The following is a 13,559-nucleotide window of genomic DNA, read 5'->3' on the forward strand; positions in this document are numbered from 1 at the left end:
ATCATCGCCGATACTCTCACTCTTGATAGTATCGCTAATGAGAGCTTCTGGCGTCAGACCAGGCCGGCGTCCTGGACCAGCAGGGCCACCTGCACGCGGTTGTTCAGGTCGAGCTTCGTCAGCAGCCGCGACACGTACGCCTTCACCGTCGCCACACTCATGAACAGCTCGGCGGAGATCTCCGCGTTGGTCCGGCCCCGGCCGAGCAGCACCGCGACCTCCCGCTCCCGCTCGGATAGCCCGTCGAGCAGCCGTACCGCCCGCTCCCGTTTCGGGTCCGGGCCGGACACCGGCGCGGCGCCCGTGACGTGCGCGATGAGTTTGCGGGTCACCGCCGGGGACAGCGTCGCCTCCCCCGCCGCGACCCGGCGTACCGCCGCCACGATGTCGGCCGGCGGGGTGTCCTTGAGCAGGAAGCCGCTCGCCCCGGCGCGCAGCGCCCGCAGCACCTGCTCGTCGGCGTCGAAGGTGGTGAGCACCAGCACCTCGGGCGGATCGGCGGTGGCACGCAGCGCCTCGGTGGCGGCCAGGCCGTCGACCCGGGGCATGCGGATGTCCATCAGCACCACGTCCGGGGCGTACGCGGCGACGGCGGCCGGCACCTCGGCTCCGTCGGCGGCCTCGCCGACCACACTCAGGTCGGGCACCCCGCCGAGGATCATCGACAGCGCACCACGCACCAGCGGGTCGTCGTCGACGATCAGCACCCGGACCGGGGCGCTCACTGAGCCGCCGCCCAGGGCAGCCACGCGGTCAGCCGGAACGTGCCGTCGGCGTCGCGCCCGTGTTCCAGGCGGCCACCGGCGAGCGTGACCCGTTCGGCGATCCCGACCAGCCCGGTGCCGGCGCCCGGGATAGCGGTGGCGGGCGCACCGACGGGCCACGGGTTGACGATCTCCACCGCCAGCCCGTCCCCCGGACCACCGGCCAGCCGGACCGTCACCACCGCGCCCGGTGCGTGCTTGCGGGCGTTTGTCAGCCCCTCCTGCACGATCCGGTACGCGCTGCGCCCGATCGCCGCCGGCACCGTCTCCGGCCCGGCCACCTCGTCGACCACGCCGACCCGTACCCCGGCGTCGCGGCTCTCGGCGACCAGCGCCGGCACGTCGGCAAGCGTGGGCTGCGGCCGTTCCGGTGTGGCCTCGGAGCCCACCTCGGCCCGGAGCACGCCGATCACCTCGCGCAGGTCCTGGAGCGCGGCGTGCGCGCTGGCCCGGATCACACCGGCCGCCCGCGCCACCTCCTCCGGCGGCGCGTCCGGCCGGAACTCCAGCGCGCCCGCGTGCAGGCTGAGCAGGGAGATCCGGTGCGCGAGCACGTCGTGCATCTCCCTGGCGATCCGGCCGCGTTCGAGCCGCCGGGCCTGGTCGAGCCGGAGTTGCTGCTCGGCCTCGGCCCGCTCGGCGCGGTCGCGCAGGGACAGCACCAGCTGGCGGCGGGCCCTGACGAACAGGGCCCACGCCACCACCACGCCGATGAACAGCGCGGTCCAGATCACGGAACCCCAGAACGGCATCGTCGGATCGGGCCGCACGGCGAGGTAGACAGGCAGGCTCAGCACGTTCCAGGCCGCCAGGGCCAGGCCCACCGGCAGCGGCCGGTGCACGAGCACGGTGAACGTGATGACGAGCAACGCGAGGCCGGAGGTGACCGAGAAGAACACGAGCGGCGCGGTGGCCAGCGCCAGCCCGATCGGCCAGCGGCGGCGCAGCCAGAGCGCGCCGCTGACGAGCAGGCCGATGAGCAGGTCGACCTCCACCAGCCAGGCCGGACCGGCGTTGAGGCCGAACTCCGGAGTGGCGCTGGTGACGTCGCCGTGCGCGATCAGCACCCAGAGCAGCGAGGCCACGAACACCATGCCGTCCACGAACCAGTCCCGCGGCGTCCGCCGGGCCCGGGCGGGCACCAGGGAGCCCGGCAGGAGCCAGGGATGATCGGGTACGGCGGCGCTTGTCACCCGTCCATGCTAGGAAGCCGCCCGGACCCGCTACCAGCTACCAAAGTCGACGTCTGCGGTGAACCGAGGTCGACGGCGGCGCCGACCGCCGGCCGCAGCGCGTGACCGGGTGGCCCCGGCAGGCTCGACGGCATGATCGAAGTCGACCAGCTCAGCAAGCGGTACGGCCCGCACACCGCCGTCGAGGACGTCACGTTCCGGTGCGAACCGGGCTCGGTGACCGGTTTCCTGGGCCCGAACGGCGCCGGGAAGTCCACCACCATGCGGATGATCTGCGGGATGACGCCGCCCACCTCGGGTGCCGCCACCGTCGCCGGCCGCGCCTACCGCGACCTGCCCAACCCGGGGCGGGAGATCGGCGTGCTGCTCGACGCGTCGGCGCAGCACGCCGGGCGCACCGGGCGGGAGACGCTCACGCTCGCCGCCCGCACCATGGGCGTGGAGCGGGGTCGGGTGGCGGACGTACTCGACCGGGTCGGGCTGAACGACACCGCCGCCCGGCGCCGCGTCGGCGCGTACTCCCTGGGGATGCGGCAGCGGCTCGGCCTGGCGCTGGCGCTGCTGGGCGACCCCCGGGTCCTGATCCTGGACGAGCCGGCAAACGGCCTCGACCCGGAGGGGATCTTCTGGATGCGCGGCCTGCTGCGCGACTTCGCCGACCGGGGCGGCACGGTGCTGCTCTCCTCGCACCTGCTGCGCGAGGTGGAGGCGGTGGCCGACCGGCTGGTGGTGATCGGCGGCGGCCGGGTGGTCGCCCAGGGCGGCAAGGACGAGCTGCTCGCCGGTGCCGGCACGCTGGTGCGCGCCCGCGACCCGCACGCGCTGCGCCTGACGCTGGACCGGGCCGCGCTGCCCGCGTCCCCCGGCACCGACGGCGGCTTCGTCGTCCGGGCCGAGCCGGGCGTGGTCGGTCAGGCAGCGGCCGACGCCGGGCTGGTCCTCACCGAGCTGCGCCCGGCCGGCAGCGGCGGCCTGGAACAACTCTTCCTCACCCTCACCGCCGGCGCGTCGACCAAGGAGGCCGTCCGATGACCACCACAGCCGTTCCGACCGCACCGGCGCGGCACGAGCCGGCCACCGGCGGCCCCTCGCTGGCCCGGCTGACCGGCGTGGAGCTGCGCAAGCTCGCCGACACCCGGGCCGGACGCTGGCTGCTCATCACCATCGGCCTGATCGCCGCGGCGATCGTGGTGGTGCAACTGTTCGTCCTCGACGGGGCGGATCAGACGTTCACCGCCTTCTTCACCCCGTCGCTGCTGCCGGTCGGCCTGCTGCTGCCGGTGCTCGGCATCCTGTCCATCACCGGCGAGTGGTCGCAGCGCACCGCGCTCACCACGTTCGCGCTGGTGCCCCGCCGGGAGCGGGTGGTCGTCGCCAAGCTCGTCGCGGTGGTGCTCGCCGCGCTCGCCTCGGTGCTCGTCAGCCTGGCGGTCGCCGCCGTCGGCACGCTCGCCGCCCGCGCCACCGGCGGGGCGGGGGCCTGGACGTTCGACTGGCTACTGCTGCCGCACGCGGCCGTCTTCCAGGTGGCGAGCGTGCTGATGGGCGCCGCCTTCGGCCTGCTGCTGCTGAACACGCCGCTGGCGATCGTCGCCTACCTGCTGCTGCCGACCGTGTGGAGCCTGCTCGCCGCGATGATCTCCGCGCTGCGTGAGCCGGCCCGCTGGCTGGACACCTCCTACACCATGGAGCCGCTGCTCGGTGCCGAGATGACCGGCGGGCAGTGGGGCCGGCTCGGCGTCTCGCTGGCCGTCTGGGTGGTCCTGCCGCTGACCGCGGGTCTGGTCCGCACGCTGCGCCGGGAGGTGTCGTGACGGTGGCGGCCCGAGGGCTCGGTGAGGACGTCGTGGTCGACGGCGGACGCGGTGAGCTGGTGCTGATGTGGGCGGGATTCCCGCTGGTCGGGGCGGGGCTGGGCGCCGGGCTGACCGCGCTGTCCGGCTGGATCGCCGGGCTGCCCTGGTTCCCGTTCCAGGGCCTGTTCGAGCTGCTCGCCCGGTGGCCGGACGAGCGGGCGTACCCGATCGGGGCCGGGGTGGGCCTGCTCGGCGGCCTGTTCCTGGCGGTGGTGGCGGTCCGCGAGCGGCTGACCGTCACGGTCGGGCACCGGACGGTACGGCTGCACCGAGACGGGCACGACCGGGACGTGGCCCGCACCGACGTGGCCGGCGTGTTCGTCGACGGAAACACGCTGGTGCTGCTGGACACCGCCGGCGGCGAGCTGGCCCGGGAGAAGTCCGACCTGGACGCCGAGCGGTTGCGCGCGGCGTTCACCCGGCAGGGCTGGCCGTGGACCGGTCAGGACCCGCACCGGGACGCGTACCGGCGGTGGGTCGAAGGGCTGCCCGACCTGCCGCCGGGCGCGGACGCCCTGCTGCGTGCCCGGCAGCGGGCGCTCGACGGCGGCCACGACGCCGAGACCCGGGAGCTGCACGGGGAGCTGGCCCGGCTCGGCGTCGTGGTCCGCGACGAGGGCAAACGGCAGTACTGGCGGCTGGTCGCCGGCCCGCCGCCGGGGTGAGAGCGGCCGTCGCGCTGCGATCTTCGCGCCGAGGATTTACGTTCGTCCATGGCGGGGTCACGGCTCGTCGGCCGCGATGGCCCCGGGCGGTACGACGCGGGCGACGGGGAGGGGCCGGCAATGGCCGTGGCACAGGGCATCTTCCGGCGCAAGCCGGTCGAGCAGATCGCCGACGAGACCGACGAGGGCCTCTCCCGCGAACTGGGGTTGTGGCAGCTCACCGCGATCGGCGTCGGCGGGATCATCGGCGCGGGCATCTTCGCGCTGGCCGGGGCGGTGGCGAACGAGACCGCCGGCCCGGCCGTGCTGGTGTCGTTCCTGATCGCCGGCCTGGCCAGCGCCGCCGCCGCGCTGTCGTACGCGGAGTTCGCCGGCATGATCCCGAAGGCCGGGTCGGCCTACACCTACGGGTACGCGGTGCTCGGTGAGGCGGTCGGCTGGTTCATCGGCTGGGACCTGCTGCTGGAGTACACGGCCATCGTCGCGGTGGTGGCGATCGGCATCTCCGGCTACTTCGGCTTCCTGGTCAACGAGCTGGGCGCGGATCTGCCGGCCTGGATGCTCGGCGCGCCCGGCACCGGCGACGGGCACCGCGTCGACCTGTTCGCGGTGGTGCTCTGCCTGCTCATCGCGTTCCTGCTGACCCGGGGCATCAAGGCCGCCGCGCGGTTCGAGACGTTCGTGGTCGGGCTCAAGGTCGCTGTCGTGCTGCTGGTGATCGTGGTCGGCTTCTTCCACGTGAAGACCGCCAACTACTCGCCGTTCTTCCCGTTCGGGGTCGGCGGCGCGATCACCGGCGCGGCCACCGTCTTCTTCGCCGTCTTCGGGTACGACGCGATGAGCACCGCCGCCGAGGAGTCGCGCGACGCCCGCCGGCACATGCCCAAGGCGATCATCTGGTCACTTGTCATCTCGATGGTGCTGTACGTGCTGGCCACGCTGGTGCTCACCGGCATGCAGAACTACCGGGACATCGACCCGGAGAGCGGCTTCTCCTCCGCGTTCGCCGCGGTGGGGCTCTCCGGGCTCGCCAGCGTGATCGCGGTCGGGGCGATCATCGGCATCCTCACCGTGAGTTCACGTTCATGCTCGGCGTGACCCGGGTGTGGTTCTCGATGAGCCGGGACGGACTGCTGCCCGGCTGGTTCGCCAAGGTCCACCCGGTACGTCGGGTGCCGACCCGGGTCACCTGGATCGTCGGGGTCGGCTCGGCGCTCATCGCCGGTTTCCTGCCGATCCGGCAGGCCGCCGAGCTGACCAACATCGGCATCCTGCTCGCGTTCGTGGTGGTGTGCGTGGCGGTGATCGTGCTGCGCTACCGCCGCCCGGACGCGCCGCGGACGTTCCGGCTCCCCGGCATGCCCGTGGTGCCGGCGATCGGCGTGATCTTCTCGATCTGGCTGATCACGTTCCTCGACCCGGTGACGTGGCTGCGGTTCGGCGCCTGGTTCCTGCTCGGCGCGGTCGTCTACGCCCTGTACGGCTACCGCCGGTCGGCGCTGGCCCGGCGCGACGGGGACAGCGGCACGCCCCGCTGACCGCGCGGCCCCGGGCTCAGGCGGCGATCACCACCACTGCCAGCGCGGCGAAGGCGGCGGACAGCGCCGCGCCCGTCCAGCGCCGCCACCGTGGCGTCCCGGCCACGAGCGGCAACCCGCGCCAGCGCTGCGCGGCGGGCACCACGGCGGCCCCGGCGAGCGCCACGCCGAGCGGCCAGACCCAGCCCGGCACCACCGACCAGTCGCCGAGCCGGTGGCCGAGGCCGAGCGAGACCACCGCCCAGACAGCGTCGGAGAGCACCGTCACCCGGTCCGTCCCGCGTCGCGCGGTGCTCCAGAGGGAGAGCCCGCCGAGGAACGTGAACGCCAGCGCGAGCGCGGCGCCGATCCACCCGTCCAGGCCCGTCGACTCCTCCGCCGCGTCACCGCGGACGCCCAGCAGCCGCAGGCCGATCGGATCCACGTCGCGGGTGGTGTTGCCGAGCACCACCACGCCCCGGTCGGCCGCCCGGTCGAAGCCCAGGTAGGCCCGGAAGCCGCCGGTGCCTCCGTTGTGCCAGACGATCTCCCGGTCGCCGTGACGGCTGGTGAACCAGCCGTACCCGATCCGGCGATCGTCCCCGGCGTCGAAGCGGGGCGTGGCGGCGTCGGCGCCGGGGGCCGTGCCGGCGAGCATCGCGGCGGTGAGCCGGGCCAGGTCCTCGGCGGTGGACCAGATCCCGACACCGGCCGGGGCGTACCCCGCGCCTAGCCACGGGTCGACGGGCCGGTCGGCGGCGGTGGCGCCCTCGGCCCGCCCGGCCGGGAGGTCGTCGGCGCCGGTGGCGGCGACGGTGGCGGTCATGCCCAGGGGATCCAGCACCTCGCGCCGGATCAGTTCCGGATAGTCGACTGCGGCCCGGGCCGCAAGCGCCTGGCCGAGCAGCGCCGCGCCGAAGTTCGAGTAGGACACGGTGCCACGGTCGTCGGGCTCGGTACCCCTGGCGGCGGTGACGATCCGCTGCACGTCGTAGCCGGCGTACGCGTTCCCGGCGGTGGACGTCGCCCACCACGTGCGGACCATGGCGCCCGCGGAGTCGAGTGCCAGCCGGGGTAGCCCGGCCCGGTGACTGGCCAGTTCGGCGAGGGTGACCGCACCGGCCGGGCCGGTCACGTCCGGCAGCACGTCGGCCAGCCGGTCGTCGGGACCGACCGCGCCGGACGCGACCTGCCGGGCCAGGAGCATGCCGGTGAGCGGCTTGGCGATCGAACCGATCTCGAACGGGGTGCCCGGTTCGACGGCCGACCCGCCGGGAGCTCGGTTGCCGAGGCCCGCGACGCGGACCCGGTCGCCCTCGATCACCGCCACCGCGAGGCCGCGCAGGTTCTCGGGGTCGTCGACGGCGGCGCGGACGGTCGCGGCCAGTTCCGCGTCGCCGGTCCGCTCCGGGCCGAGGTGCGGGGGCCCGGGCATGAGGACCGCCGCCGCGGCTGCCGCGACGAGTCCGGCGGCGGCGAGAACGATCGGGGTACGCATGGTGCTGCCTTCCGTCGGGGTGGATGGCCGGGTCAGCGGCGGGCGGCGGTGAGGATGGCCAGCAGCGGCACCACCCGCTCGGGCGGTATGTCGTAGCGCCCGCGAGCGCCGCTGCGCAGCCAGCCCGCGGCGGCGAGTTGCCGCAGGTGGTGGTGGAGCTGGCCGGTGGTGCCGATCCCGTCGAGTTCGGCCAGTGCGGCGGTGCCGTGTCGGCCGCCGAGGATCTCCCGCAGCAGCCGCAGTCGCACCGGATGCGCCAGCGCCGTGAGCGTGCCGGCCAGTGCCGCCCAGTCGGCGTCGAGCAGGTCGTCGACCGTGGCGCCGTACTGCCAGTCGTAGTGCCGGTCGGTGGTGCGGACGGTGCCGGTGTAGAGCACCGCCCCGGTGCCGTCGGCGGGGATCCGCCGCTTCAGGCCGCCGAGCGCCCAGAAGACGTCCTCCGGTGTGACCTCGGTCTCCGGCCTGCCCCCGGCCCGGTCGCCGGCCAGCCGGGCCACCTGTGCCTCCAGGGCCGCGAGCCGCTCCTCCACGCTTGCCATGGCCACCAAAATACGGAAGTACGTACTTACGTGCAAGCGAACAAACGCGCCGAGCTGCCGGTGTCACTACTTCTGCTGGCGCGTTTCTGGCATCAGGACGAACTGTTCGGGCATGTTCTCCGTACACACGTGTGGTTCGTGACGTCTACCTCGGAGGCATGGTGTCCGCACTTCGAACTGATCCACTCGCGGGGGCGATTCTCCAGGTCGGCGTACTCGCGGCCCTGGCCGGCACTGTCGGCCTGAGCGCGTACGGCTGGCTGGCCGGTCTACTCTTCGGGGTGGTGATGGTCGCGGCGCTCGGACACGGGCTGCGCCGCTCGGGCGCGGACCGGCTCGGGCCGGCCGACTGGGTGACGCTCACCCGGGCGACGCTCACCGGCGGGGTGGCGGCGCTGACCGTCGACTCGTTCCGCGGGCCGATCGCGGTCCCCCTCCTGGTCACGCTGGCCGCCGTGGCGCTCTCCCTGGACTGGGTCGACGGGCAGGTGGCCCGGCGTACCGGCACGGTGAGCGCGCTTGGCGCCCGGTTCGACATGGAGGTCGACTCCTTCCTCGTCCTGGTCCTCTGCGGGTACGTCGCCGACCAGGTGGGCGCCGGGGTGCTGGTGATCGGCGCGATGCGGTACGTCTTCGTCGCCGCCGGCTGGGCGCTGCCGTGGATGCGCGGCTCGCTGCCGCCGCGCTACTGGCGCAAGGTGGTCGCCGCAACGCAGGGCATCGCGCTGGCGGTGGTCGCGGCGGGCGTACTGCCCCGGCCGCTGGCGGTGGCGGTACTCCTCGGCGCGCTCGCGATGCTCGTCGAGTCGTTCGGCCGCGACGTCGCCTGGTTGTGGCGGCACCGCGTACCGTCGCGGCGGCGCCCGGTGGCGCTCCCGGCCGCGCCGGTCTCCCCCGCGCCCGCCGGTCACCACTCCGAGTGGACGCCGGACGTGCGGATCGCGCGCCAGCCCGCCGAGGCCGGCGGGCGGCGCCGGTGACCGACCTGTCCCGCCCGGCGGACGGCGACGACGCCCCGGACGCCGCCGCGACCGGCAACAATGAGGCCGGCACCACGACCGACGACGCTCCGACGCCCGGCCGGCGGCGTGCCCGGCGGCTGGTCGCCGTGACTGTCACCGCGCTGGCCGCCGCGCTCGTGCTGGTGGCACTCGTCGCGCCGAGCGACGCCAACGAGTTCAGTCCCGGCGCGTTCCTGCGCATCCCGGTGGAAGGGCTGATCGCCGTCGCCCTGCTGCTGGTCCTGCCGGCACGTCCGCGCCGGGTGGTGGCCACGGCGCTCGGCGTGCTGCTCGGCCTGGTCCTCGTCCTGAAGGTCACCGACCTCGGGTTCTCCCTGGTCCTGGACCGCAGCTTCGACCTGATCGCCGACTGGACGTTCCTCGGCGCGGGCGCGGAGTTCCTGTCCGAGTCGTACGGTCGCGCCGCCGAGGTGGGCGCGGTGGCGCTGGCGGTGGTCGCGGTGCTCGCCGTACCGCTGCTGGTGACGCTGTCGGTGCGGCGGCTGACCCGGGTCGTGGTCGCGAACCGGACGGTGACCGCCCGCGCGACCACCGCGTTCGCCGCCGCCTGGGTGGTCTGCGCCGTGCTCGGCGCGCAGATCGTGCCCGGCGTCCCGGTCGCCGCCGACACGGTCGCGGCCGGTCTCTACGACCGGGCCCGGCAGGTGCGGGCGGGCCTCAACGACCAGGAGAGGCTCAACACGCAGCTCGCCGGTGACCCGTTCCAGAACGTGCCGGGCGAGCAGTTGCTGACCGCGTTGCGCGGCAAGGACGTGCTGTTCACGTTCGTGGAGAGCTACGGCCGGGTCGCGCTGGAGGACCCGGACCTCGCGCCGGAGGTGGACGCCGTCCTCGACGAGGGGACCCGGCAGTTGCGCGCGGGCGGCTACGGCAGTCGCAGCGCGTTCCTCACCTCGTCCACCACCGGCGGCGGGAGCTGGCTGGCGCACGCCACGCTGATGAGCGGCATCCGGGCGGACAACCAGTTGCGCTACACCAACCTGGTCCGCAGCGACCACCTGACCCTCAACGGCGCGTTCAAGCGCGCCGGCTGGCGGACCACGCTGGTCATGCCGGCGCTCACCCGGGCCTGGCCGGAGGCCGAGTTCTTCTCCCCCGACCAGGTGTACGGCGTGAAGGAACTCGGCTACCGGGGACCGCTGTTCAGCTTCTCCTCCCCGCCGGACCAGTACACGCTGTCGACGTTCCAGCGCCGCGAGCGCGGACCGGGGCACGCCCCGGTGATGGCCGAGATCCCGCTGCTGTCGAGCCACATCCCGTGGACGCCGGTACCGCCGCTTGTCGACTGGGACGACGTCGGCGACGGCTCGGTCTACAAGGGGACGGCGCGCGCCGACCGCTCGGCGGAGGGCACCCGGGAGGCGTACCGGCAGGCGGTGGTCTACACGCTGCGCACGCTCATCTCCTACGTGCAGCGGTACGGCGACGAAAACCTGGTCCTGGTGTTCCTCGGCGACCACCAGCCGGCCCGGGCGGTCACCGGGGAAGGCGCCGGCAAGGACGTGCCGATCACGATCGTGGCGAAGGACCCGGCCGTGCTCGACCGCGTCGCCGGGTGGGGCTGGCAGGACGGCCTCAACCCCGACCCGCAGGCCCCGGTCTGGCCGATGGAGTCGTTCCGCGACCGGTTCCTGCACGCGTTCGGACCGAAGTCCACCACTCACAGTTAGGGATGTCGTGACGATGCTCGCGCGGGCCTGGGGGATCACCCGTTCCCTGGCCGTCTACCACGGTCAGCCGGCCAAGCACCGGCGTGCCCGGCAGCTCTACGGGCAGTTCCTCTCCCCCGGCGACCTGGCCTTCGACATCGGCGCCCACGTCGGCGGCCGGGTACGCACCTGGCGCCGGCTGGGCGCACGCGTGGTAGCGGTCGAGCCGCAGCCGGACTGCCTGCGGGTGCTGCGCCTGGGCTTCGGCCGGGACGCCGACGTGATCATCGAGCCGACGGCTGTCGGTGCCCGGTCCGGGAGCGCGCGGCTGGAGCTGTCGAGCGCGACGCCGACGGTGTCCACCATGTCGTCGTCGTGGATCGAGTCGGTCACCGCCGATCCGAGCTTCGCCGGGGTCCGCTGGGACCGGTCCATCGAGGTGCCGGTGGTGACGCTGGACGACCTGATCGCGCGGCACGGCGTACCGGCGTTCTGCAAGGTCGACGTCGAGGGCTTCGAGGTCGACGTGCTGGCCGGGCTGAGTCGTCCGGTGCGCGGGCTGTCCTTCGAGTACCTGCCGCCCGCGCACGACTCCGCGCTTGCCGTGTTGGACCTGGTGGAACGGCTGGGCGCGACGGCTGGCGGCTACCGCTACAACTACTCGCCGGTGGAGACCATGCGGTTCGCGAGCGACCGGTGGCTGGACGCGGCCGGGCTGGTACGCCTGCTGGAGACGTACCGCCCGGCCGGTCGCTCCGGCGACGTCTACGCCCGGCTGGCGGCCTCCTGAGCGGCGCCGTCAGAACCGGTACGCGGTGTGGTACTCGGGCACCAGCACGCGGCTGCGCGGCGAGACCCGGCGCACCTCGGCGACGAGGGCGTCGAGGCGTTCCCGGTCGCTGTCGGCGACAGTCGGCGGGTTGGTCAGCGGCGTCTCGAAGTTGTCCCAGTGCACCGGCACCACGACCTTCGGACGGCCCAGCGCGGTCATCAGCCGGGGCACGTAGTCGGCGGTCGCCGTGGTGGCGGCGGAGGCGACCATCGCGACGTCCGGGGCGAGCCCGCTCAGCTTGCGCTCGTCGAAGTCGCTGGCGCCCATGAAGAACACGGACGGGCCGCCGTCGATCCGGATCTGGTACGCCAGCGTGTCACCCTCGGGCAGGTCGGCGATCGTCTCCGGACGGGGCGGCGGGCTGACCCGTACCCCGGGGAACGCCATCGACCAGGTGGGATTCCGGCTGTGCAGCGAGCCGACCACCTCCACCGTGTACCCGTCGAAGTCGAGCACCTCCCCGCCCTTGACCGGGGCCAGCTGCCCGGTCGGCAGCCCGTACGCCAGGCCGAGGTGATACGCGGTGAGCGTGCCGAAGACCCGGGCACCGGTCCGGGCGGCGATGTGCGGCACGTCGTTGAAGTGGTCCCAGTGGGTGTGGGTGACGAGGATGTTCTCGGCCCGGTCGGCGAGCCGGTCGACCACGTCGGCGGCCACTGTCAGCCGGGTGTCGGGGTTGAACGGCTTCCGGAACAGCCCGGTGTCGTACCGGCTCAGGTACGGATCGACGAGCACCGTCCGGTCCCCGATGTCGATCCGCCAGCCGGAGGTGCCCCACCAGCGGAAGCTCACCGCGCCGCCGCGTCGCGTACCGCCGGCGGCGCGGCTCGGCGCGGTGACGGGGCTCGGCCCGGCGGCTCGGGCCGGGGTGCCGGCGACGAGTCCGGCGGTGGTGACGGCGGCGGCGCCGACCGCCGTGTCGCGTAGCAGTCGACGGCGGGCGTAGCCGGACGGCCGGTTCTCGGGCATGTGTCGTCCTCCCCGTTCGGGATCGGTGATCGGTGATCGGTAGGCCCAGCCCACCACCCCGCAGTCCCCGATGTCCAAGATCGACGAGCGCAACGACCGATATCCAGACCGATATCACCGCAGTTCAGGCCGGTGGTCGACCTGGATCATCGCAATGCTTCGACGGCGGTCCGGGCCGCCTCCCCCATCGCCAGGTCCACGTCGATCCGGCGGGCGGCCAGCCGTTGCGTGCGTACCGCCACCGCGATCGCGTACCTGCGGCCGTCGGGGTACTCCGCGACGCCGGCTTCGAGGTGCAGCCCCGGAAGGGTGCCGGTCTTCCCGGCGACCCGGACCCCGGGTGGGAAGCCGGCGGCCAGCCGGGTCCAGAAGAGCTGCCGGGCCATCAGCTCCCGGACCATGGCGCACGCGGAGGCCGGGCCGGCCTCGTCCCGCCACACCAGACGGAGCAGCCGGGTCAGTTCCCGGGCGGTGCTGGAGCTGGTGTGCTCGGGGTCGAAGACCCGCATCGCGCGGATCCGTTCGGGCGGCAGGGTGGGGAAGATCCGCGCGAAGTCCGCCTCGGTGCGCGCGCCCACGTCGGAGAGCATCGTCTCGACGAGTTGCCGGGGGCCGCCGACGATCCGGGTGCGCGGCAGGTCCAGCTCCGCGGCCAGCATCGGCAGCACGTCCGCACCGATCCGGCGCAGGAGCAGGTCGGCCGCCGTGTTGTCACTCACCGACATGGCCAGGTACGCGAGGTCGCGCAGGGAGACCTCCACGTCGTCGGCGCAGCCGGCCACACCCCAGCCGCCGAGCCGGTCGGCGGCACCGACGAGCACCCGTTCGGTCGGGTCGAGCTGGCCGGCGGCCGCCTGCCGGGCGAACTCCAGCACCACCATCACCTTGAAGACGGAGGCGATGACGATCTGCTCGTCGGCGCGCAGCGCCACCTCACCGCCGGCCGGGTCGTCCACGTCCACGACATGCAGGCAACCCCGCAACCCGGCCCGCCCGAAGATCTCCCCGACCCGTTCCGCCACATCCACGCCGACACGGTAACCAGCGGCGGCGCT

General features: G+C 73.9%; 14 protein-coding genes. 8 read left to right on the forward strand and 6 right to left on the reverse strand.

Annotated features, from left to right (window positions below):
- Positions 1 to 53: 53 nt before the first annotated feature.
- Together AB0D28_RS15010 and AB0D28_RS15015 are read right to left on the reverse strand one after the other, a co-directional pair.
- Complete coding sequence (locus AB0D28_RS15010; protein ID WP_357386008.1) at positions 54 to 749, reverse strand: response regulator transcription factor; 696 nt, start codon at positions 747 to 749, stop codon at positions 54 to 56.
- The gene (locus AB0D28_RS15015; RefSeq protein WP_357386010.1) at positions 722 to 1,957 is read right to left on the reverse strand and encodes a histidine kinase; all 1,236 of its coding nucleotides are present in this window, start codon (positions 1,955 to 1,957) and stop codon (positions 722 to 724) included. The genes AB0D28_RS15010 and AB0D28_RS15015 overlap by 28 nt, the downstream gene beginning before the upstream one ends.
- 132 nt (positions 1,958 to 2,089) lie before the next feature.
- Here AB0D28_RS15015 and AB0D28_RS15020 point away from each other — a divergent pair, with 132 nt between their 5' ends.
- The 5 genes from AB0D28_RS15020 (at position 2,090) to AB0D28_RS15040 (ending at position 6,016) form a co-directional block, all read left to right on the forward strand.
- Positions 2,090 to 2,989, forward strand: coding sequence for an ATP-binding cassette domain-containing protein (locus AB0D28_RS15020; RefSeq protein WP_357386012.1), 900 nt, complete (start codon positions 2,090 to 2,092; stop codon positions 2,987 to 2,989).
- Entirely contained in the window at positions 2,986 to 3,771 is a 786-nt protein-coding gene (locus tag AB0D28_RS15025; RefSeq protein ID WP_357386014.1) for an ABC transporter permease, read from the forward strand. Before AB0D28_RS15020 ends, AB0D28_RS15025 begins: the two co-directional genes overlap by 4 nt.
- A complete protein-coding gene (locus AB0D28_RS15030; RefSeq protein ID WP_357386016.1) occupies positions 3,768 to 4,478 on the forward strand; it encodes a hypothetical protein in 711 nt (236 codons plus the stop codon). Before AB0D28_RS15025 ends, AB0D28_RS15030 begins: the two co-directional genes overlap by 4 nt.
- Positions 4,479 to 4,598: 120 nt before the next feature.
- On the forward strand, positions 4,599 to 5,576 hold the full coding sequence (locus tag AB0D28_RS15035; protein WP_357386018.1) for an amino acid permease: 978 nt from the start codon (positions 4,599 to 4,601) through the stop codon (positions 5,574 to 5,576).
- The gene (locus AB0D28_RS15040; RefSeq protein WP_357386020.1) at positions 5,564 to 6,016 is read left to right on the forward strand and encodes an amino acid permease; all 453 of its coding nucleotides are present in this window, start codon (positions 5,564 to 5,566) and stop codon (positions 6,014 to 6,016) included. Before AB0D28_RS15035 ends, AB0D28_RS15040 begins: the two co-directional genes overlap by 13 nt.
- A gap of 16 nt (positions 6,017 to 6,032) precedes the next feature.
- Here AB0D28_RS15040 and AB0D28_RS15045 read toward each other — a convergent pair whose 3' ends face one another.
- Both AB0D28_RS15045 and AB0D28_RS15050 read right to left on the reverse strand, forming a co-directional pair.
- Positions 6,033 to 7,493 carry a serine hydrolase domain-containing protein gene (locus AB0D28_RS15045; RefSeq protein WP_357386022.1) on the reverse strand — a complete coding sequence of 487 codons (1,461 nt, stop codon included), beginning with the start codon at positions 7,491 to 7,493 and terminating at the stop codon, positions 6,033 to 6,035.
- A gap of 32 nt (positions 7,494 to 7,525) precedes the next feature.
- Complete coding sequence (locus tag AB0D28_RS15050; RefSeq protein WP_357386024.1) at positions 7,526 to 8,032, reverse strand: ArsR family transcriptional regulator; 507 nt, start codon at positions 8,030 to 8,032, stop codon at positions 7,526 to 7,528.
- Between the two features lie 158 nt (positions 8,033 to 8,190).
- Here AB0D28_RS15050 and AB0D28_RS15055 point away from each other — a divergent pair, with 158 nt between their 5' ends.
- The 3 genes from AB0D28_RS15055 to AB0D28_RS15065 are packed head-to-tail and all read left to right on the forward strand — an operon-like array spanning position 8,191 to position 11,493.
- Entirely contained in the window at positions 8,191 to 9,012 is an 822-nt protein-coding gene (locus tag AB0D28_RS15055; RefSeq protein WP_357386026.1) for a CDP-alcohol phosphatidyltransferase family protein, read from the forward strand.
- On the forward strand, positions 9,009 to 10,724 hold the full coding sequence (locus AB0D28_RS15060) for a sulfatase (RefSeq protein WP_357386028.1): 1,716 nt from the start codon (positions 9,009 to 9,011) through the stop codon (positions 10,722 to 10,724). Before AB0D28_RS15055 ends, AB0D28_RS15060 begins: the two co-directional genes overlap by 4 nt.
- Before the next feature lie 13 nt (positions 10,725 to 10,737).
- The gene (locus AB0D28_RS15065; RefSeq protein ID WP_357386139.1) at positions 10,738 to 11,493 is read left to right on the forward strand and encodes an FkbM family methyltransferase; all 756 of its coding nucleotides are present in this window, start codon (positions 10,738 to 10,740) and stop codon (positions 11,491 to 11,493) included.
- A 9-nt stretch (positions 11,494 to 11,502) separates the two neighbouring features.
- Here the strand turns inward: AB0D28_RS15065 and AB0D28_RS15070 are convergent, their stop codons facing one another.
- Complete coding sequence (locus tag AB0D28_RS15070; protein ID WP_357386030.1) at positions 11,503 to 12,504, reverse strand: MBL fold metallo-hydrolase; 1,002 nt, start codon at positions 12,502 to 12,504, stop codon at positions 11,503 to 11,505.
- Positions 12,505 to 12,650: 146 nt separating this feature from the next.
- Positions 12,651 to 13,532, reverse strand: a complete 882-nt coding sequence (locus AB0D28_RS15075; RefSeq protein WP_357386032.1) for a serine hydrolase — start codon at positions 13,530 to 13,532, stop codon at positions 12,651 to 12,653.
- Positions 13,533 to 13,559 lie beyond the last annotated feature (27 nt).

It is taken from the genome of Micromonospora sp. NPDC048169, from assembly GCF_040652815.1.
GTDB lineage: Bacteria > Actinomycetota > Actinomycetes > Mycobacteriales > Micromonosporaceae > Micromonospora.

Excerpts from the sequence above, each read along its gene's own strand:
- AB0D28_RS15055 (WP_357386026.1), top strand. The coding sequence starts at position 8,191 with ATGGTGTCCGCACTTCGAACTGATCCACTCGCGGGGGCGATTCTCCAG.
- AB0D28_RS15070 (WP_357386030.1), bottom strand. The coding sequence starts at position 12,504 with ATGCCCGAGAACCGGCCGTCCGGCTACGCCCGCCGTCGACTGCTACGC.
- AB0D28_RS15045 (WP_357386022.1), bottom strand. The coding sequence starts at position 7,493 with ATGCGTACCCCGATCGTTCTCGCCGCCGCCGGACTCGTCGCGGCAGCC.
- AB0D28_RS15065 (WP_357386139.1), top strand. The coding sequence starts at position 10,738 with ATGCTCGCGCGGGCCTGGGGGATCACCCGTTCCCTGGCCGTCTACCAC.
- AB0D28_RS15050 (WP_357386024.1), bottom strand. The coding sequence starts at position 8,032 with ATGGCAAGCGTGGAGGAGCGGCTCGCGGCCCTGGAGGCACAGGTGGCC.
- AB0D28_RS15025 (WP_357386014.1), top strand. The coding sequence starts at position 2,986 with ATGACCACCACAGCCGTTCCGACCGCACCGGCGCGGCACGAGCCGGCC.
- AB0D28_RS15040 (WP_357386020.1), top strand. The coding sequence starts at position 5,564 with ATGCTCGGCGTGACCCGGGTGTGGTTCTCGATGAGCCGGGACGGACTG.
- AB0D28_RS15020 (WP_357386012.1), top strand. The coding sequence starts at position 2,090 with ATGATCGAAGTCGACCAGCTCAGCAAGCGGTACGGCCCGCACACCGCC.
- AB0D28_RS15035 (WP_357386018.1), top strand. The coding sequence starts at position 4,599 with ATGGCCGTGGCACAGGGCATCTTCCGGCGCAAGCCGGTCGAGCAGATC.